At 50.7% G+C, this 20254-nt stretch carries 19 protein-coding genes; 7 read left to right on the top strand and 12 right to left on the bottom strand.

Features of this window, described 5'->3' with window-relative positions; all coding sequences use genetic code 11:
• Positions 1 to 250: 250 nt before the first annotated feature.
• From BJP58_RS11335 to BJP58_RS11325, 3 genes are all read right to left on the bottom strand, one after another.
• Positions 251 to 1039, bottom strand: coding sequence for an ABC transporter permease (locus BJP58_RS11335; protein WP_194544002.1), 789 nt, complete (start codon positions 1037 to 1039; stop codon positions 251 to 253).
• Positions 1039 to 1923 (bottom strand): ATP-binding cassette domain-containing protein, encoded by an 885-nt coding sequence (locus BJP58_RS11330; protein WP_194544001.1) that lies wholly within the window; start codon positions 1921 to 1923, stop codon positions 1039 to 1041. The genes BJP58_RS11335 and BJP58_RS11330 overlap by 1 nt, the downstream gene beginning before the upstream one ends.
• Before the next feature lie 232 nt (positions 1924 to 2155).
• Positions 2156 to 3505: an alpha-L-fucosidase gene (locus tag BJP58_RS11325; protein ID WP_194544000.1), complete on the bottom strand. Its 1350-nt coding sequence runs from the start codon at positions 3503 to 3505 to the stop codon at positions 2156 to 2158.
• Between the two features lie 119 nt (positions 3506 to 3624).
• Here BJP58_RS11325 and BJP58_RS11320 point away from each other — a divergent pair, with 119 nt between their 5' ends.
• Positions 3625 to 4452: an AraC family transcriptional regulator gene (locus BJP58_RS11320; protein ID WP_194543999.1), complete on the top strand. Its 828-nt coding sequence runs from the start codon at positions 3625 to 3627 to the stop codon at positions 4450 to 4452.
• Positions 4453 to 4516: 64 nt separating this feature from the next.
• Here BJP58_RS11320 and BJP58_RS11315 read toward each other — a convergent pair whose 3' ends face one another.
• From BJP58_RS11315 to BJP58_RS11305, 3 genes are all read right to left on the bottom strand, one after another.
• The gene (locus BJP58_RS11315) at positions 4517 to 4819 is read right to left on the bottom strand and encodes a putative quinol monooxygenase (RefSeq protein ID WP_113060606.1); all 303 of its coding nucleotides are present in this window, start codon (positions 4817 to 4819) and stop codon (positions 4517 to 4519) included.
• A gap of 5 nt (positions 4820 to 4824) precedes the next feature.
• The gene (locus tag BJP58_RS11310; protein ID WP_194543998.1) at positions 4825 to 5817 is read right to left on the bottom strand and encodes a helix-turn-helix transcriptional regulator; all 993 of its coding nucleotides are present in this window, start codon (positions 5815 to 5817) and stop codon (positions 4825 to 4827) included.
• 66 nt (positions 5818 to 5883) lie between these two features.
• Positions 5884 to 6381: a DinB family protein gene (locus tag BJP58_RS11305; RefSeq protein ID WP_194543997.1), complete on the bottom strand. Its 498-nt coding sequence runs from the start codon at positions 6379 to 6381 to the stop codon at positions 5884 to 5886.
• A gap of 201 nt (positions 6382 to 6582) precedes the next feature.
• On the opposite strand from BJP58_RS11305, the gene BJP58_RS11300 reads away from it, so the two are divergent.
• Together BJP58_RS11300 and BJP58_RS11295 are read left to right on the top strand one after the other, a co-directional pair.
• On the top strand, positions 6583 to 7503 hold the full coding sequence (locus BJP58_RS11300) for an aminoglycoside phosphotransferase family protein (RefSeq protein WP_194543996.1): 921 nt from the start codon (positions 6583 to 6585) through the stop codon (positions 7501 to 7503).
• Between the two features lie 87 nt (positions 7504 to 7590).
• Positions 7591 to 7962: a hypothetical protein gene (locus tag BJP58_RS11295; protein WP_194543995.1), complete on the top strand. Its 372-nt coding sequence runs from the start codon at positions 7591 to 7593 to the stop codon at positions 7960 to 7962.
• A 206-nt stretch (positions 7963 to 8168) separates the two neighbouring features.
• On the opposite strand, the gene BJP58_RS11290 is transcribed toward BJP58_RS11295, so the two are convergent.
• From BJP58_RS11290 to BJP58_RS11280, 4 genes are all read right to left on the bottom strand, one after another.
• Positions 8169 to 9308, bottom strand: coding sequence for a zinc-dependent alcohol dehydrogenase (locus tag BJP58_RS11290; RefSeq protein WP_194543994.1), 1140 nt, complete (start codon positions 9306 to 9308; stop codon positions 8169 to 8171).
• A gap of 1036 nt (positions 9309 to 10344) precedes the next feature.
• Positions 10345 to 10473, bottom strand: coding sequence for a hypothetical protein (locus tag BJP58_RS33900; RefSeq protein WP_267907882.1), 129 nt, complete (start codon positions 10471 to 10473; stop codon positions 10345 to 10347).
• A gap of 100 nt (positions 10474 to 10573) precedes the next feature.
• Positions 10574 to 11935 (bottom strand): dipeptidase, encoded by a 1362-nt coding sequence (locus tag BJP58_RS11285; protein WP_194543993.1) that lies wholly within the window; start codon positions 11933 to 11935, stop codon positions 10574 to 10576.
• Between the two features lie 107 nt (positions 11936 to 12042).
• On the bottom strand, positions 12043 to 12960 hold the full coding sequence (locus BJP58_RS11280) for a LysR family transcriptional regulator (RefSeq protein ID WP_194543992.1): 918 nt from the start codon (positions 12958 to 12960) through the stop codon (positions 12043 to 12045).
• Positions 12961 to 13122: 162 nt separating this feature from the next.
• Here BJP58_RS11280 and BJP58_RS11275 point away from each other — a divergent pair, with 162 nt between their 5' ends.
• The 4 genes from BJP58_RS11275 to BJP58_RS11260 are packed head-to-tail and all read left to right on the top strand — an operon-like array spanning position 13123 to position 17742.
• On the top strand, positions 13123 to 14247 hold the full coding sequence (locus BJP58_RS11275) for an extracellular solute-binding protein (protein ID WP_194543991.1): 1125 nt from the start codon (positions 13123 to 13125) through the stop codon (positions 14245 to 14247).
• Positions 14248 to 14257: 10 nt separating this feature from the next.
• On the top strand, positions 14258 to 15967 hold the full coding sequence (locus BJP58_RS11270) for an ABC transporter permease (RefSeq protein WP_194543990.1): 1710 nt from the start codon (positions 14258 to 14260) through the stop codon (positions 15965 to 15967).
• Between the two features lie 27 nt (positions 15968 to 15994).
• Positions 15995 to 17077, top strand: coding sequence for an ABC transporter ATP-binding protein (locus BJP58_RS11265; RefSeq protein WP_194543989.1), 1083 nt, complete (start codon positions 15995 to 15997; stop codon positions 17075 to 17077).
• Positions 17074 to 17742 carry a metallophosphoesterase gene (locus BJP58_RS11260; protein ID WP_194543988.1) on the top strand — a complete coding sequence of 223 codons (669 nt, stop codon included), beginning with the start codon at positions 17074 to 17076 and terminating at the stop codon, positions 17740 to 17742. The genes BJP58_RS11265 and BJP58_RS11260 overlap by 4 nt, the downstream gene beginning before the upstream one ends.
• 76 nt (positions 17743 to 17818) lie before the next feature.
• Here BJP58_RS11260 and BJP58_RS11255 read toward each other — a convergent pair whose 3' ends face one another.
• A complete protein-coding gene (locus BJP58_RS11255) occupies positions 17819 to 18730 on the bottom strand; it encodes a cupin domain-containing protein (RefSeq protein ID WP_194543987.1) in 912 nt (303 codons plus the stop codon).
• 157 nt (positions 18731 to 18887) lie between these two features.
• Positions 18888 to 20063, bottom strand: a complete 1176-nt coding sequence (locus BJP58_RS11250; RefSeq protein ID WP_194543986.1) for an MFS transporter — start codon at positions 20061 to 20063, stop codon at positions 18888 to 18890.
• Positions 20064 to 20254 lie beyond the last annotated feature (191 nt).

Raw genomic sequence — 20254 nt, 5'->3', positions numbered from 1 at the left:
GTGCCGCAGCTGAGTAAAAAAACCGATCCTCGTATGAGGATCGGTTTTTTGCTAATTCATAAAGCCTGATGCGGGGGACCATGATCTAGTTTGGTAAATATCGTTTCCGGACGGACATGACCGCCGCTGGAAGGAGGACGAAGTCCCTTATGTGGCTCTTAAAAACGCAATACTATATTGTGAGTACTGCTCCCTCTATGCGGTGTGTGGTCCGGGGCATGCTTGAATGGTTACCGCGCTTAAAGCATATTTAACGTCGACCAGCTCTTCGCTTAAAGGTCCACATGCCCCATACCATAGAGGCGACAAGGATGAACAGACACCATCCTATTGCCCAGCCGATGTGATCCTGGACAGATCCACCCGTCAGCAACCCGCGAATGGACTCGATGACCGGGGTGATCGGCTGGTAGCTTGCGATTCCTTGCAGCCATGTCGGCATCGTCTCGGTAGGAACGAAGGCACTGGAGAGGTAGGGGAGGAATAGCAGGGCGAATCCATAGCTGCCGGCCGCTGCCGGACTGCCTGCAACGAGGCCGATGGCGGCATAGAGCCAAGTGAAGGCAAAGATGAACAGCGCGATCAAACCGATGGCGAGAATCCAATCCAGAAGTCCGGCCGAAGGTCTGAATCCGACGAGCAGAGCTACAGCGATAACGACGAATGTCGCCAGCATGTTTCGGGCAAGGCTGGCTACCACATGTCCTGTAATGACACTGATGCTTTGAATGGGCATGGTGCGGAAGCGGTCAATGATGCCATTGGTCATATCCTGAGAGACATCGACGGCCGTGCTGGACGATCCGAAGCCGGCGCATAGCAATATGATTCCCGGCACCACGTAGTCTACATACTGTCCGCTGGGATCGAGGGCGCCGCCAAACACATAGGTGAACAGCAGCATCAACATAATCGGCAGCATCATGGCCGTAATCATTGCCTCCGCGTTTCGGATGCTGTGACGTAAGCTGCGACCGATAAAGACGGTTTGGGTGACCGCTAAAGACGCTGTTTTTGAGTTCGAAGCTGTTGCTCTCATTATACAATTTCCTCCAATTTCTTGTCGGTTAGCGACAGGAATACATCATCCATATTTGGTCTGTGAAGACTTACACGCGTCTCGCTAGGAAGCAGGCGAGTCAACTCTTGAAGCGTCTGCGCGACATCCCTGATGCTGCCGTTTGTCGGAATCCTGTGAATCACCTCGTCGTGTACGTTGCGGAGCTCCAGCATTTCACCTCCGACCTGCGTCTTCAGCTCAGCCGGGCTCCCCTCAGCAACGATTCGTCCACTATCCAGGACCGCAATCCGGTCCGCAAGCTGATCGGCTTCTTCCAAATACTGCGTGGTCAGCAGTATGGTGATGCCCTGACTCTTCAATTGCAGGATGATATCCCACAGGGTACGGCGGCTGCGTGTATCCAGTCCCGTGGTCGGTTCATCCAGAAACAGAACGGGACGCGGCACGGCAAGGCTGATCGCAAGATCAAGCCGTCTTTTCATTCCGCCCGAATACGTCTTCACACGCTTGGCTGCAGCAGCTGCGAGATCGAATTGTTCGAGCAGTTCGGCGGTTCGCAGGCTTGCTTCCGCTGGGGATAAACCCGACAGCCTGCATATCATCCGCAGATTCTCTTCCGCGGTCAATACTTCGTCGACGGCAGCAAACTGGCCGGTCAGACTAATGGACTTCTGGACATCCTGCTTGCCCTCTTCCAGATCATATCCGTTGATCCGCACACTGCCTGCATCGGGTGTCACCAAGGTCGATAGAATGTTGATTAAGGTGGTTTTGCCGGCGCCGTTGGGACCGAGAAGGGCAAATACGCTTCCTGCCGGCACGTTCAGGTTGATCCCGTCCAGGACGGTTTGATGTCCAAAGCTTTTACGCAATTGACGAATCTCAACAGCATAGTTACTCATGTTAGGTTCATCTCCTTAAATTATAAATTGTATATAGAATAAACAGTTTAATTGATAATTAGTATATTGTATAAACAGTTGACTTGCAATATGTTTTTTTAAGTATAGACGCTGCGTGAGATTACAGGGATGATGGAGCTTCTGGGTATAAAAAAGAACCTGGCACGATGTAACAAAACATCGTGTCAGGCTCTATTCAGGAATGTAAGCCAGGGTATAGGCCAGCTTGGCGCTATGAACGATCCGATTCGTCATGAAGCTCCAGTTCAATGACGGTATTGCGCTTGTCGGGAAGCGGATACGTGAAGTGTTCAGGTCGCGCGAAATTCACAAATGCGTCCTCGGTGAATTCCGCTGCGCTCCATGGGCGGCTGAGGAACAATTCGTATCCGTCAGCCAGCAGACGGGCCTTCTTCACCTTGTCGGCCATACCGATGAGATTGATCGGTCCGATGGACTCCTCAAAGACGTGGGCATACAGCTTATTGCCTTTTTGGGTGTACCGACCCCAATCCGGCTTCGGATAATCGGCGGCCGCGCAGCCATAGATACTGTCGCCGTTCTTGCTCATCCAGTCACCGATTTCCTCCAGCACGTCGAGGCTCTCCTTAGGAATAACGCCTCTCGCGTCTGGTCCGACGTTCAGCAGCATATTGCCGTTCTTGCTGACGCATTCCACCAGCTTGCGGATGATCGTGGTTGCCGATTTGTAATTGCGGTCAGCGGCTGCATAGCCCCAGTTGTTATTCAGCGTGATGCAGGCTTCCCATGGGATCGGGGCACCTGTCTGATCCACGACGCCGTGCGGCGGAATGATCTGTTCAGGCGAAGCGAAATCTCCGCTGTAAACGGAAGGATCGGTAGTGTAGATGCTGCCCCCGCTCTCGCCGCTGCCTTCAAGCCGGTTATCGATAAGAATATGCGGCTGGAGTTCGCGGATCATCTTCATCAGCTCGGTAGCGCGCCACACCTCGCCGCGCATGTTATCATAAGAGAAGTCAAACCACATGATATCGAGTTTGCCGTAGCCTGTCAGCAACTCCCGCACCTGCCCATGCATGTAATCCAGGTATCGGTCGAAGTTTTTCGGATCGCGCTTAAAGGCTTCGTTCGCCCGCATCGGGTGAATGCGGTCCCCATAGGCCGGATAGTCCTCATGGTACCAGTCAATCAGTGAGAAGTAGAGGCCGACTTTAAGGCCTTCTTCACGGAATGCTTCCAGAAACTCCTGCACGAGGTCCCGCCCGGCTTTGGTATTCGTTGATTTATATTCGGTCAGCTTGCTGTCGAACAAACAGAATCCGTCGTGGTGCTTGGCCGTCAGCACCGCATATTTCATGCCAGCTTTCTTGGCCGCTCTGGCCCACTCCCGAGGATTATAGTCAACGGGATCAAATTCATCGAAATAGGTCTGGTAGTCTTCGATGCTCATCTGTTCCGTGCTTCGGAGCCATTCGCCTCTGGCCGGAATGGAGTAGAGCCCCCAGTGGATGAACATGCCGAAACGGTCGTTCTGGAACCATTGCACGCGCTGGTTGCGATCGTGGATGACTTGATTGGTTGGAGTGGTAGTCGTTGTCATGGATTCAAACCTCCGATTCTTGGAATTGTCGAGTTTGATTTTAACAAGAATGTGTTAGTATGAATAGATAATTACTTAACTCTGACGGGTATTATAATAACTTTAGAGGATAATCGAAGATGAAGAATGAACGAAATGAACATGAAGCCATTCAGCAGATGCTCCTGAACATGCAGGTTCAGATCTGGGAGGCCGAAAGAACGCAGTGCTGGCCGGAGTGGAAGGAATTCGACTACACCGTGTCTTACAACAAGCTCTATTTTATCCTGGATGGGGAAGGATGGGTGAAGATCGGCGATGAGGAGCTGTATCCCGTTCCGGGTCAATTGGTTCTGATGCCGGCACGCACCAGGCAATCCTACTCCGTCATCAGCGGCCGTCCCTATCTTAAATACTGGTCGCACTTCTCGGCGACCGTAGGCGATTCCGACGTGTTTTCCTGGTTGAACGTTCCTTATTGTTATGATTTATCGGGCAATGCGGAGATTCCATCATTATTCCAGCAGTTGGTGGAAGCGCACCGTACCGGTACGATAGCTGCGCGGTTAAAGGAAAAGTCGGTGATGCTGGACATCCTGTCCCGCGTGTTCGAGCACCAGCAGCCGCAGATTCATACGGACAAAATGGAAGATATGGGCAGGCTCCACAAAGTGCAGCAGTACATTAAGAATCACCTGCATGAGGAGATTACGCTGGAGCAGATGGCGGGAACGCTGCATTTGCATCCGAATTATTTTATTAAGTACTTCAAACGGCATTTTGGGATCACGCCGCAAAAATATCTAAGCCTCAAGCGGATGGAGCAGGCCAAACTCATGCTAAGAACCACCTCTCTAAGCATCAAAGAAATTGCAGACGCAACCGGCTTTGAATCAGCGAACTATTTCTCGAAAACGTTTCGTAAAGAGGTTGGTTACAGCCCCTCGGAATATCGGAACAATATATAGCAAAAAAGAGGCTGTCCCTGAAATTCGATTCGGGGATAGCCTCTATTCTTCTGGTCAGGTTTGCCTAAAAACCTTTTCCTCCAAGCGGCTTAAGCTTGAGCGGCTCCGCGCCGGCGATCAGCGGACGCCCGCGCTGCAGCAGCTCGGACGTATCGGCTCCCTGCAACGAAGCGGCATGCGCGTCTTGGCTGCGCCACAATTCGGTGACCCATACGGCATTCGGATCGCTGTCCGAAATGTTGACGATATAGAGCTCACAGTCTACGTTATCGCGAAGCATCGCTGCCGCTTCGAGCAGGATCTCCGCAAGTTCATCCCGTTTACCGGGATGGGCAATCAGCTTTCCGTACATCGCGAACTTCTCCATCGGGTTCACCCTTCCTTTTTGGTCATGTCGCTTAACATGCGTTCGTAATGGAGCGCCATGCTTGTCGTGATCTCTGACAGTTTGAGCACGAGAGAAGCGGGCTCCAGAATGGTTAAAGCTTTGCCGTAAGGGAGTAGAAAATAGGGAACATAGGACATCAGCGAAGACGTATCCAGTTGGAAATGAGCTTCTCCATCACGACGTTTCACGAGAGTATGTCCAAATAACCAATGCTGGCTTAATTCATTCAGTACATGCTCATGGCCTTGGACGACGACATGGATCAGTGGTTCACGGCTGCCTGAATCGGGCAGAAGACTGCCAAGCAGTACATCCTTGGCCGAAAAGTCAGCGGGCCGTTCAAATACATGTTCTGTCAGCTCCAGCCCGATGATCCGATCCACGCGGAAATTGCGAATCTCTTGGCGCAGATGGCAGAAGCCGGCAGCATACCACTGACCCTTCCAATGGATGATGCCGTAGGGGTCGAAGTTTCGGACGACGCGCTCGCCTTCCCTGCCCTTCGAATACGACATCTTCAAGGTTTGTCCTTGCGCCGCGGCATTCTCCAGCGTCTGCAGCAACGGCTGAAGCCCGGTATGGACAGGGGGCTGCAAAACCGAGATGCCGCTGCTGTGCCGTTCGATCTGATGAAGCTGCTCCTCATTTGTATAAAGCTTCAGCTTGTCGATCGCCCGCTCCAGTGCGTCCGTATACGGATAGCCGGTTTCTTTGGCAAAGATCGAAGCGTGCACTAATGCTTTCTGCTCTTCGGCGTCAAACATCAGCGGGGATTCCGCGAACTGCCCGAGGATCCGAAAGCCGCCGTTCGGCCCGGAATCGGCAATGATGGGCGCGCCGCTGGCGCATAACGAATCGATGCAGCGGTACACCGTTCGGATATGGATTTCCAGCTCATCGGCAATTTGCTGTGCGGTCATCTTCTTGCCCGAGCGGAGCATCCACAAGATCGACAGCATATTATCCGCTTTGGACATCTAGATTCGCTCCTTCCAGGGTGGGATGATCCCGAATGTTTTACGTTTAAGTAGATTGTATCTTTTCTACACGAGCGGGTCCATGCCCTTGTCGATCCAGGAATCGTAGGTCGGGCCGTAGAGTTCGGGAATCCGCAGGCCGGCTTGTCTCATCAGCACCGTCATCTGTCCGCGGTGATGCGCTTGATGAACCAGGGTAAAATGCAGGAATGCCGCATTTGTCCATGGCTCTCCGTCGAATTCGCGGGTAGCGCGAAGATCCTCCTCGCTCCACTGGGACAGAACCGCATCCAGAAGGTCATGCCGAATCCGGCGGTAGCGGTCCTGAATCTCGGCGGCCGAATCGGGGGTTTCCAGCTCGCGGGACGGGCCATCAAATTGCAAACCGAGCATGGTCATGTACTGAATCGACATCACCAAATGCCAGGCCAGCTGTCCAAGCGTGCGATGCTGCTCCGTCATAGCGGTTTTGAGCGATTCGTCGGTTAAAGCGTTCATGACTTGTTCGGTGATATGCGCCTCTTTTAACCATTCAGTCTTAAAATCCTCTATACTCATGTTCATGTATAACCCTCGCTTTGGTTTAGGATGTGTGCTGCAAGTCGAGTATATTACACCATTCCTGACAGTTACGGTCAGTGATTATGGGCGATACGAATTTATTTATTCCAGGGTTTAGCCGAATATTGATCCGATGGTCTACAGATCCTTCATCATTTATAATGTATGAGATTTAAATTTCGTGAAGGAATATAGGGGGACAGCATGCAGGAAATGCTTCGTGAAATCCCGGGAGCTCAAGAATGGATCGTCATTCAAGCGATTGACAAGGGCTGGTCGGCAGATCGTAAATATTATGTCCAGGATACGCAAGGCAAGGAGTGGCTCCTTCGGCTGTCCGACATCTCTCAATACGAGAGGAAGCGGTGGGAGTTTGAAACGGTAAAAAAGCTGGATCCTATCGAAATGCGTATGTCCCGCCCGATTGATTTTGGCGTATGCCATGATGGCAGCCAAGTGTTTTCCCTGTTCACATGGGTTCCGGGAGAAGATGCCAGGGATGCCATTCCATTGCTGGATTCTGAGGAGCAGTACCGGCTTGGCGTTCAGGCAGGCCAATATTTGTGCAAGATGCATCGCATTCCGGCTGAAAGCGGCGTTGATGCGTGGACGGTTTATTATAATTCCAAGATGGATAGGTACATCAAAAATTATAAGAACTGCGGTATCCGGCTCGCAGGTGCGGAGAACATCATTCGTTATATGGAGGAGCACCGATATTTGCTTGATTGGCGGCCCCGTTCTTTTCAGCATGGGGATTATCATGTCGGCAATATGGTGGTTACGCCTGAGGGCGAGCTGGGCATCATCGATTTCAACCGGGCGGATTCCGGTGATCCTTGGGAGGAGTTTAACCGGATTACGTGGGATGCTGCGATTAGCCCGTGGTTTGCTTCCGGTCGTATTCACGGATATTTCCAAGGTGGAGAGGTGCCGGATTCATTCTTCAGATTAATGGCACTTTATATCGCGAGTAATCAGATTTCCTCGATACACTGGGCAATTCCATTCGGTGAGCAGGAAGTGGAGGTTATGCTGAATCAGGCTCAGGAGGTACTGAACTGGTATGAGGGATTCCAGACGCATATACCCAATTGGTATAAACCGATGCCGGGGTCATCTTAGCCTATCATTGACAGGATAGCAATCTAGAAGAATTTATTGATGCAACAGCATGATACGATATAAAAAAACAGATGGAGGTTTGTACTCATGTCATCAACGGATATTCGGTTTGTCGGCGGAAACAATATTGCCCTTAAAATTCCGAAGTACAAGTATGAGGAAACCGTGCATTTTTACAAAGAGGTGTTGCAGCTGCCTTATTTGGGCTTCAAGGATGGTTCACACCTCTTTCAGCACGGTCCGAACAATCTATGGCTGGATTGCATGACTCACTATGCTCAGCAGGATGTCTGGTTAGAGGTCACTACGGATCATCCCGAGACGGCCGCTTCGTATTTGAGAGAGCACCAGGTGGATCGCAGGGATGAGGTGGAGGTTTACGAGAACTCGCAGGGCTACTGGATATCCGATCCATGCGGGACGATCATTCGGGTGAATCCTAGAAAAGCGAGTGAATAGACAAGCCCAACCAGCGCATGGTTAGCCGTTGGCGACGCGTATCCCTTGAGACGTGAGGTTATGTCGAAGCGTCCAACCACGCATTCGGTAAAATTTTTTGCTCACTACATTCCATGAACCGGGACACAAAAAAAACCAAGCATCTGCTATCCAAGAAAAAGATTGTGACGGGGATGCTTGGTTTAACTTTTTGCTGAGGAATTACGCTACGGCTTCAGAACCACCTTGGTGCAGTCTTCTTCATGATCGTTAAATATCCGATAGGCATCGCTTGCTTGCTCCAGTGGAAGACGGTGGGATACAATCTCGGTTGGGTCGAATTCCCCGGCGGTGATCTTCTTGAACAGCTCCGGCATATAATGGATGACGGGGGCTTGTCCCATGGTAAGGGTAATGTTCCGTTCAAAAATATGGCCGAGCGGGAACATATTGTACAATGAACCGTATACGCCGGTCAGCTGAATCGTGCCGTATTTGCGAACGGCATCGATGGCAATATCGATTGCGCTTAACGTTCCGCCCTGGAGCTTCAGCTTTTGACCGATGGCTTCCATGGTTGACTTCTTGCCGTCCATGCCAACACAGTCGATCACAACATCCGTGCCGCCCTTGGTGATCTCGCGGATGTATGCGCCCATATCATCATAGTCTTCAAAATTGAAGATCTCCACGTTGTTCATCCGCTTTGCTTTTTGCAGCCGGTAAGGGAGACGATCCACAGCGATTACCCGTTTGGCCCCCTTCATCCAGGCGAATTTCTGGGTCATCAGACCGATCGGTCCACAGCCGAGCACCGTCACGGTATCGCCCGGCTTCACGCCGGCATTCTCCACGCTCCAATAGGCAGTAGGAAGAACATCAGACAAAAACAGAAGCGCTTCATCCTCCAGCTCGCATGACTCAGGGATGACAAACGGCATAAAGTTCCCGTACGGCACGCGCAAATATTCAGCTTGTCCGCCAGGGTAGTTGCCGTAGCGTTCGGTGTAACCCAAGAACCCTCCGGCATGGACATCCGGGTTGCGATTGGAATTGTCGCATTGACTCTCCATATCATGATTGCAATAGTAGCAGTGACCGCAAGAAACATTGAACGGAAGAACGACGCGGTCGCCTTTTTTCACGCGGGTTACGTTGGCACCGACCTCTTCTACGATCCCCATGGGCTCATGGCCGATCACGAAATCTTTAGCCGCGGGCATAGCTCCTAGGTATATATGAAGATCGGAACCGCAAATGGCTGTAGAGGTGATGCGGACAATAATATCATCCTGGGTCCGAATGGATGGATCCTCTACATGTTTGACCTGAATGTCTTTTGCGCCTTGAAATGTGACTGCTCTCATACGTTCCCTCCTTATGCGTTGTACAGAAGTTCTCTTTTTTAATACCCGATATCCAATTGTATTAACATCCCCACCGCTATTCATGCCTATGCGCTGATACGCGCAAAAACATAGTTTGTGGAAGAAAGAACAATGCTAAACATCGTATAATTACTTCTGATGGTCGCTAGGGGCACGCGTATAAGTGAACCGGCTGCGCGAACCTCGATGACAAACGTGTAAAGTGAACCGGCTGCACAAACTGATGACAAACGTGTAAAGTGAACCGGCTGCACAAACTGATGACAAACTTGGCAAAGGGGATAAAGGGGATAAAGGGGATAAACGTGATAAACGTGATAAACGTGTCAAAGGGGATAAATGTAGCAAACGTGCCAAATGAGTCAAATGGGATTTACCGGACACAGGATACGTTATTTGCTCTGATAAGAGCTAAACTTTGATACTTGCGGACATGAGTTCCGTTATTTGCATAAAAAGTCCGTTTTTCCGCAGCAAAAAGGTTAAATAACGGACTTGGTGTCCGTTAGGATAACATAATCGCCTGAAATATGGCGAATAACGGATCTGTAGTCCGTTGGAAGCCGCTTGTTTGGTGATGGCAGCCGTCTGTAGGTTATGAAATCCGCGTGTTTTGGTGATAGTAGCTGACTGTTAGGGATGGATTAGCTTGTTTAGTGATGGCAGCTGCAAGATGCTGATGAAACCTTCTTGTTTGGTGATAGCAGCCGACTGTTAGTGATGGATCCGCATGTTTTGGGGAGAGCAGCCGTATGTAGCTGATGAAACCTGCTTGTTTGGAGATAGCAGCCGACTGTTAGGGATGAATTAGCTTGTTTGGTGATGGCAGCTGCAAGTTGTGTGATGGAATTCACTTGTTTTGGATAGCAGTTCGTGTTGGTGATAGAAGCAGTAAATTGGTAATTGGATCTGCATGTTTTCGTGATCGTAGCCGCTGTTGGTGATAGAAGCAGTAAATTGGTATTTGGATCCGCATGTTTTGGGATAGCCGCCGTCTGTTGGTGATGAAATCCGCCTATTTGTGGTTAGCAGCCGCTTGCTCCGGCATCCCAACAGTATTGTAAGACGTCCCATGGTCGATTTCTTCGATAAAACGAAGCCGCAGGTCAATGATCGGTATACAGATGATATAAGGGCTTTTCATAAAGCAAAAGAACGCGTATTGGCAGGGATTCGGTTATCCCGCCATACGCGTTCTTTTTTAAGATTGTTATTTTACTCTTCGGACTGTTGGCGTCAAAAGTTTACACGAGCTTCAAATACTCAACGATCGTCAGCAAGCCTTTATCGAAATTTTCCAAATTAAAATGCTCGTTCGGGGCATGCAGATTCTCGTCCGGCAAGCCAAAGCCCATCATGACGGCAGGAGCGTTCAGCGTGCTGGACAGCTTCTCCACGATCGGGATGGACCCGCCATCCTTCGTAAAGAGGGCACGCGTGCCGTAGACATGCTCGAACGCGTCCGCGGCTTTTTGCAGCATCGGATGGGACGGATCGATATTGAAGGCGAATGCTTTTTCCTTCGGTTTAAACGTAATCTTCGAACCGACTGGAGTGTGGGCATGCAAGTGGGCTTCGATCGCGTCAAGTACCGCTTGTGGATCTTGGTCTGCTACCAGACGGCACGTAATTTTGGCATGGGCTTCCTTCGGAATGACCGTCTTGCTGCCTTCACCCTGGAATCCGCCGTATACGCCGTTCAGCTCAAGGGTCGGACGCGCTCCCACGCGTTCAACGAAGGAGAACCCTTCCTCACCATACAGGGAATCGAGGCCGAGATCCTGCTTCAGCTTATCCTCGTCGAATTCCTGCTTGGCAAATTCTTCGCGCATTTCCGGGGACAGCTCCAGCACCCCGTCATAGAAGCCTTTTACGGCGACACGGCCCTGCTTGTCATGAAGCGAAGAGAGTAAGGACACCATCGCATGCAGGGCGTTCGGTACGCCGCCGCCATATGTACCGGAATGAAGGTCGGTATTGGCTGTTTCCAGAGACAACTCCAGGGAGCACAATCCGCGAAGGCCCGTGGAAATGGCCGGTTTGCCAGGTGCGAGCAGGGACGTATCCGAGATCACGATGGCGTCTGCGGCCAGCTTGTCCTTGTTGTTGTCAAGATAGAGCGGGAGGTTCGGACTGGACACCTCTTCTTCGCCTTCGATGCAGAACTTGATGTTGACCGGAAGCTCCTTCTCCTGCTTCAAAATAGCTTCGACGGCTTTGACATGCAGGAAGAGCTGGCCTTTGTCGTCTGTTGCTCCCCGTGCGTACAATTTGCCGTTGCGGACAGCCGGCTCAAAGGGCGGCGTTTCCCACAGATGAAGCGGGTCTACGGGCTGTACGTCATAGTGACCGTAGACGAGCACGGTCGGTTTGCCTTCGGCATGCAGATAGTCTGCCGTAATAATAGGATGTCCAGCCGTTTGATGAACTTCCACATGCTCAAGGCCTGCTTCGGTCAGCTTGCCTGCGAGCCACTCGGCAGCCTTTGCCACATCGCCTTTGTGCTCGGACAGAGCCGAAATGCTCGGAATGGACAACCATTCCTTCAACTCATTCAGATGGGTTTCACGGTGTTCAGCGAAATACGCTTTATAATCAACGCTCATGAATATGGATCCTCCTTCGATTTACATTGGCATTCGAAAAGATGCCGTATCTTACTATTCTAACCGTTTTTCGGAGAATACGAAATATAGCGGGATTAATTTTGAATCTAGTCATGACTCTCATCCGGTTGTTGAAATGCAAAATTGTCCAAGAGGTTTCTCCAGAACATCCGCAGCGCCGGACTGATCAGCTTATTGCGGTGGCGAACGGCATAAATCTGACGTTCGGGCAGCCAGGACGGAATAGGTCGTGATTGGAGTTTTCCCTCTGCCAGTTCTTCTTGTATGGCAGCTTCTGCGATCATGCCATACCCCAGCCGGTGCCGAACGGCTGCTTTCAGTGCTTCGGTCCCCGAAATTTCCAAGAAAATTTGAAGTTGGATACACTGTTTGTCTGCCCAGCGGTCAATAAGCTGTCTGCTGATGGAGCCTGGTTCATGCGAAACGAAGGGATGTTCGACCAGATCGCGCGGAATTAAATCTCCTATGCTTGCAAAGGGATGATCCGGGGCGAATATAAGCACCAGATCATCATGGATCAGCGGCTGTACGATGAATTCCGGCTCATCCACTTTCGTGTTCGATATGATGCCTACATCGAGTTCGTATTTTTTCACTTTCTCGAGAATATAGGCAGCCGGTCGAACATCCATCAGGATGGACAACCCCGGATAATTGAGTTTCAACTGTTGCAGCAGCGGCGGCAACAGGTAGGTAGCGGGAGTATGGGTACTGCCGATGGCGAGTACTCCTGCAGCGGTTCCGCGGAAGATATCCATGGTCGATGAAGCTTCCTCAGACAGGGAATGGATCTGCGATGCGTAATGATAAAAGGCTTGACCGGCTTCCGTAAGCTTGATGACATGATAGGACTTGGTGTGAAACAGGGCAAGGCCAAGCTCTTCCTGCAGCTTGTTTAAATGGAAGGTGACGGTTGGCTGGGTAATGCCCAGCTTCTGAGCCACAAGGTACAGCTTCCTCAGCTCCACGGTAAGCACAAATACTTTTAATTGCTGTAAGTTCATGTTGCTTTCCTCTCTTTCCATATCATCATAGATCATATTAATCTTATCTAACATTTAATAGATATTATTTAACTCTTTGTTAACGCAGGGATAATTTTTATATGAATCTATGGCGTTATGCTGAAATGGAACCAAGAAGAATATCAGAAACAGGAGGGTGACATGAACAAAAAAAGAGGCTTTCAACATAGGATATTCATTGCTCTAATTGTGCTCATGTGCTTATTGTCGGCTTGCGCGCAATCGGATGGACAGCAAACGGTTAGATCCAAGGAAATGACCGGACCGATTAATGGCGGAAGTGGAAGTACTGCCGGGCAGTCGGACTTGTCATTAACTAGCGAAGACGCAGAGGATACCGGGGAAACCATCTACTTATACGGAAATGATTTTGTGGATTACATCGCTCCGAAGTTTACAGAAGAGACGGGTTTCAAATTGGAAGCTGTGCATTATGGAGGAGGGGAGGCATTAGCCAAAATAGAGGCTGAACAAGGAAATCCGCAATGGGACGTTCTAATGATGGATGGGCACGGTTCGGTCCGCAACTTGGCAGATCGCGATTTCCTGCTGACAGACTGGGAGCCTGAGAATCTGGGGAATCTCTCCGAAAGCGGAAGGAGTTATGTGCCCGAGGATTTTTCATACTTCCCAGTCGGCATACATGCGGCTGGCGTCATCGCTTATAACACAACGCTGGTAACACCGGAGAAGGCACCGACGACATGGGAGCAATTTTTTGCTTATGACGGCCCTGTGGGTCATGCAGATCCGGCTGTCGCAGCGCCTGCCTATCCGCTCGTATCCGCATTTTTTGAGCAATGGGGGGTCGAGACGGCAGAGCAGAAATACGAGCAGCGTTTTGAAGCGGGACTTCATGTGTACCCCAAGAATGGTCCTGTCGGGAAGGCGTTGTTAAGTGGAGAAATCGAGGTTGCGGCCCTTCAAGAACACAATGCTTATGAACTAAAGAATGCCGGTGAGCCAATTGAGGTAATATGGCCGAGCGAGGGTGCGCCAGGTAGCTTGCGTGTGGTAGCGATCAGCAAACATACCAAGAACCCGGTAGCAGCCAAGGCATTTGTGGAATATATGCTAAAACCCGAGACACAGCAGATGTTAACAAATCTGGATTCAACCGACAGTTTCTTTACGCCACTTGCTGAAGGTGTGATGGCACGAAGTGAGCGTGAACCGAATGGGGCTTTTATGCTGCCTTCTGCTAAGTGGGCGTCGGAACATGAAGTTGAGATCAAAACCTGGTTTGCGGACCAAAATGTAAGGTAGGTAGGGCCACGTGAATACTTCTGAAGCTCGCTATGGAGGCGGGGTAACCCTCCTCCTGTTCATTTTGATTTTTTTGCCGCTGCTCGCCGTCCTCATCAACGTCATCTTTCCCGGGTTATTCTTCGGGCAGGTCAAGTCCAGCAGCTTGGGCTTGATCGGGGAAATATGGAATCGGCCGTTGTGGAAACAGTCTCTCCTGAATTCGGTCACATTGGCGCTGGGCACGGCAACGATCGGTACGATCATTGGCGGCGTGCTTGCTACCATTCGGGCAAGGTGGGACTTTGCAGCGGTTAAATTGCTGGATATGACGGCTTGGGTATTGTTGATTGCTCCATCCTTCATGATAGCTCAGGGCTGGGTTTTGTTTGCCGGCTCGGATGGACTGGCTCATCAGTGGCTGGGGCAGACGTGGGTTACATCGTTTATTTTTCAACCTGCCGGACTTGTGTTTGTCATGTCCCTAAGCAAATTTCCATTAGCTTATTTGGCTATTACTGCAGCATCGGAGTGGAATATAAGGCAGTTCGGTTATGCAGCCAGGCTGAACGGCGCGAGGCCATTCACCGTGTGGAGAACCGTCGAAATGCCATTGGCTCTGCCTTCCTATGTGGCTGGCTGGACCCTGGTGTTTATGGATACTATCGGAGATTTCGGACTGCCCGCCGCCTTGGCCACCGTATATAAATTCCCGACGTTGACATATTCGATATACTCTGCGATCTATCAATCTCCGGTACGCTTTGATATGGCCGGGGTGCTGGCATTCTACCTCGTCTTGATTCTGGTCCTTGCGATGACCTTGCTCATGGTGACCCTGGGCAAATCCAGATTCGACTTTCTGAATGCAAGAGCCGTCCAGATCGAAAAGGTTAGACCGCGCAAAGCCTGGTTGTACAATTTGCTGATTACGATCTTTCTTTTCATGAGCCTCGGGATTCCGATTGGAACCAGCGCGGTGGTATCGCTCCTGAAACAAGCGGGCGGAGGCCTCACTCCGGGTAATTTCACGCTCGACCATTACCGTGAATTATTCTCGGGACAAGCCGGGGATCACAGGCTGCTCGGTTATCTCGAAGGAATGTATCATTCGCTTATCATTGCTGCCGCAGCCGCATTATTCAGCATGCTGATCGGGTTTGTTGTTGCTTATATGCTGACCTTTACGGAGTCTCGGCTAAAACCTTTGCTTCAGCTGTTCTCCATCATATCCCTGGCGGTCCCAGGCGTTGTGCTCGGGATTGGCTATATTTTCATATGGAACCAGAAATGGCTGGAGCCTTTAGGACTCCATTTATACGGAACCCCATCGTTGATTGTGATTGCGGGGATAGCCGGTGCCATCCCCTACGCAGTCAGGGTCCAGCTGGGGGCATTCGGCAATTTGTCCGGCACGATGCTGAAGGCGGCAGCCATTCAAGGGGCAAGCGTGTTCGAACGGATGCGGGATATCGTATTGCCCTTGGCACGCCAGTCACTTTTGATTGCAACCTTGGCCTCGTTTGGAACCAGCGTGTTCGATTTGGCCCTGGCTTCCATGCTGAAACCGGCTAATTATTCGTTGATGCCGCTGGTTATCGACCGGGCCTTTGAATTCTCGCGCTATGGTTATGCTACGGCAGCTACTGTCGTTAGCTGCGGAGCAGTTGTACTGATGATCATTTTGCTGCAAGCAGCAGGGCGACTGGGCTTCAGATGGCTGGATCGTAATAAATCGTGATCAAACTTGGAAGGGATTGAGCGTGGAATGATCTTAAAGGTAAAGGGCGTATCGAAATCATTCGGCTCGCAGCAAGTCTTGAAGCCGATCACGTTTGAGGTCGGGGAGGGAGAACGTATATGCATACTCGGCCCATCGGGCTGTGGGAAATCTACGCTGCTGCAGATGATTGCCGGACTTCAGCGTATTGATACCGGCGAGGTGGAGATGGCTGGAGCCGTCGTTGAACGGGGGAAACATTATGTTCCACCGGAAAACCGACCTATTAATATGGTGTTTCAAGATTATGCCCTCTGGCCGCATATGACCGTTAAACAGAACATGGAGTACGGGATGAGACGCCGGAAGGTAAATGGGCATGACAGATCGAATACATTGGACCGACTCCAAACGCTTCTGAAGCTGGGGGGCTTACTGGACCGTCTGCCGGCCCAGCTGTCTGGCGGTCAGCAGCAGCGAGTAGGCATAGCGAGAGCGTTGGCAACAGAACCGAAGCTGTTATTAATGGATGAACCGTTGTCTAATCTAGATGTCAAGCTTAGAACGGATATGCGCGGTGAGTTGGCCAGATTGCTCGGCGAATTATCCATTGCTACTCTGTATGTGACGCATGATCGCATGGAGGCATTTACAGTGGCGGACCGGATTTTGATTTTAAGGGACGGAACGATAGATCAATTGGGAGCACCGAGGGAGTTGTTTGAGCGGCCTGCAAGCCCTTGGGTTGCACAGCTTATGGGATACCACAACCGATTGGAAGCCAGGCTGAGCCAGACTGGACGTCCAGCTGCGATCGTTTCCGAGAGTCCGATTGCGGGGAATCTGATAGGTACGGATCATGGAGACGGCCGGGCTATCATCATGATCCATCCTGAATCGATCAAGATTTGCAGCAGTGACGAAGCTCTACAAGAAGGGAATTTGCTGAAGGTGACCGTCATGCAGACAATCTATGAAGGGAATGGATGGAGAGTCATTGCAGAAACGGCAGATCAGCAGCCCATCCATTTATTTCATCATTGCAGCGTAGATGCGGGAAGCGAATGGAAGATTCGGTTGTTACCGGAACAAACGATGATCTATGCAGAAAGCAGCATGTTGGCTACATGAGTCATGTGTATGCGATATCGGACATTCACGGTTACGGTTCCCTGCTTGAGACTCTGTTGCAGCATGTCCATTATCAGCCAGAGGTGGATCGTCTATTTTTGCTGGGGGATTATGTGAATAAGGGACCCGATTCAGCCGGGACTCTGGACTATGTGAAGAAGCTGTGTGATTCGGGTGCCGTTGCGCTTCAGGGAAATAACGAACGCAAATGGCTGCATCAATTGCCGGAACACGCAGGTTTCACAGCTTCCCAATGGTTACAATATCAACAATTCATAGCTGCCATGCCGCTATGGACCGAATACAACGAATACTTGTTTGTGCATGCAGGCATTCGGCCCGATATACCGCTTCATGCGCAGAAACCGGAAGAATTGACAGAGATTCGTGAACCGTTTCATCAATCGCCTCGTTATATGGATAAAACGATTGTTTTCGGACATACATCCACTTTTCGTCTAGGTGTACCGCCAGACCAGCTCTGGTATGGCGATGGCAAGTTGGGGATCGATACAGGCGCCGGGCACGGATATTATTTAAGCCTGGTAAATTTGACAGCGGGCATTCAATGGTATGTGTCGGTTACAAGACCAGAGAAGATTACGTACCGAAAGCTGAAAATAACGGGAGGATCCGGTCTTCCTAAATATTATATTTCCATATAAAAAGAAATACGCAGCATCACTGGCCAATAGTGATGCTGTGTATTCCACTCGAAGTTTATAACCACCAGAGGGTTAATCAGAATTGATCCCAACCGTTTCCGATTAACTGGCGCTGCAAAAATGGCAGCTGACGCTGCTGTTGAATGAACTGCTGACGCTGCTGTTCTTGTATTTGCTGTTGCGAACGGAATTGCTCTTGCAAATGAGGTGGGGTCAGCGGCGGTTCAGCAGCATATGCTCCATGCTGGGGTTGATCCTGGGCTTGAAATTGCTGCTGGAACAGCTGTTGCTGTTGCTGCTGCTGAAATTGCAGCTGCTGTTGCTGGAATTGCTGTTGCTGCTGTTGAAGAAGCTCATAGTCCCGATTACCAGAGGTTTCTTGATGGTAATAGTGCTGATTATGATGTGACGCAGGCTGTTGATGCTTCATCTGCCCTTGCACTTGCCCCTGCTGCGGGCAGTTTTTTGGCGGACCGATGACAACCGTATCGGTAATCGGTGCCAGGGTGTCTTTAACTTTGTCTTCATCCAGGCAGTACGTGTGCGCGAACACGCTGGCTGGCGTCAATCGCAAGAGATCGGAACCTGCAATGAATTCAGGCACCGGTGCGTCAAAAACCGCGATCAGGTGCGTGTTGTCAACCGTCGCCATTTCATAATGCCACCAGCCCTGGGGGACGAGGGCTACTTGACCGGGCGTTACCTTGAAGTTCAGCAGCTCCTTCGTGAACGGATTGACCATGGAGACGATGGCTGCGCCGGTAATGACATACACCAGCTCGGATGCATTCTGGTGGATATGCGGCTCCACCACATTGCCTGTGCTGAGGTGAATATCCAGCAGGGAGGCGTTTCCGAGCGTGTTCAATTCTTTTACGGAGAGAGAATAGATGAAATTCTGATTGTCTTTCTTGAATGTTTGATTGTTTCTCAGATCATAAGTATAACGAACAGATGGAGAGGTGAAATCTATATAAGAGACTGCCACTGTGATTCCTGCCCTTCATAATGTAATAGGCGTTTGACCCATAAAATACGGTATTCCCATAGGCAAGCATGCGTGAGCCCATTTTTGGAACCAGTAGCATGGAAGCCACCCTTGGCAGGGTGGCTTGGGCAAATTTCATATGATGGAGCAGGCGAGGTCAGGCCGATTTCGGGATGGTAACCGGCGACTTCCGTCCGGCAGAGAAGCTGACCAGTCCTGCGGCCAGGCCAAGCGCGAGCACGAATCCACCGAGCCATGGATGATATTGAAGCGTGGATGTCGTATTGACCATGAAGCCTCCTGCGCCCGCGCCTGCGGCTAACCCGAGATGGACAATGGAGGTGTTTAAGCTGAGGATCAGATTGGAAGAGCCCGGTGCTTGCTGGATAAAATAACTCTGAACGGCCGGACCCGCCGCAAACATGGACAGCACCATGATTCCCATCAGCACGAGTCCTATGAACGATTGACCGGCGAGCAGCGGAAGAAGCGCGAATACCGCGATATGAATGAGCGTGCTGAGCGTAATCACTTTCGCTGGGCCAAACCGGTCGACCCCATACCCGCCGAGCCTCGAGCCGATCGCTCCAAAAAGTCCAAAGCCAAGCATTATGATACTGATTCCAGATGGAGCGATATGGAAAATATCCTGGATAAATGGCGTAACATACGTAAACAGTACCGAGTTGCCGGATTCCCGGAAGAACGTAAGCAGCAGCGCGCTCACGATTAAGACACTCCCCAGCACTTTGAATTGTTGGTAAAAGGGAACAGGAGCGTCCCCTTCAACATCCGGCAGGAGTCTGGTAAGGACAAAGGCGACCAGCAGACTGAGCAGAGCCAGCAGCAGAAAGATCGATTGCCAGTTCAGTAGATTCGTGATCCATATACCGATCGGAACGCCCAGCACCATGGCGCTGCTAAAACCCAGCACGATGGTACCGATGGCACGGCCTAACTTATCCGGGGGTACCAGCTTGGCTGCTGTACCCATTGCGGCCACGAGATACACCCCTGAGCTTACCCCCAGGATGACGCGGGAGCCCATGAGCATCCAGACTTCGGTGCTGAAATAGGAAACGAGACTGCCGGCAATGAACAGCAGAAGAGAGCCGAGCAGCACTTTTTTACGGTTGAACCGAGCGGTGAGCGAGACCAGAAACGGTGTCCCGATCGCAAAAGCAAGCGAATACGCGGTAATCAGCTGGCCCGCAAAGGCCAAAGAAATATGAAGATCGTCTGCGATCGCATACAGAATACCCGAGACGACCAGTTCCGAGGTGGCAGTAAGAAAAACCCCAAGCGCCAATAAATATATCGTAAATCGATTCATATCCAATTCATCCCTTCGTTAGATGATCAATACCCTCTGCGATCATGGCTAGCACATGCCGCAAGCGGGTTGGTATAACTTGAAATCTCTTTGTGTTTGTATTATAAGTAAGGCGCATATATTATGTAAGAAGGCAAAGTATTTGGATATTATCCAATCATTTTGACTAACTTACGATTAGTTAGCGATGG

This window comes from Paenibacillus sp. JZ16 (genome assembly GCF_015326965.1).
Taxonomy (GTDB): Bacteria; Bacillota; Bacilli; order Paenibacillales; family Paenibacillaceae; genus Paenibacillus_AQ.
This window is presented reverse-complemented; position numbering and strand designations above follow the sequence as displayed.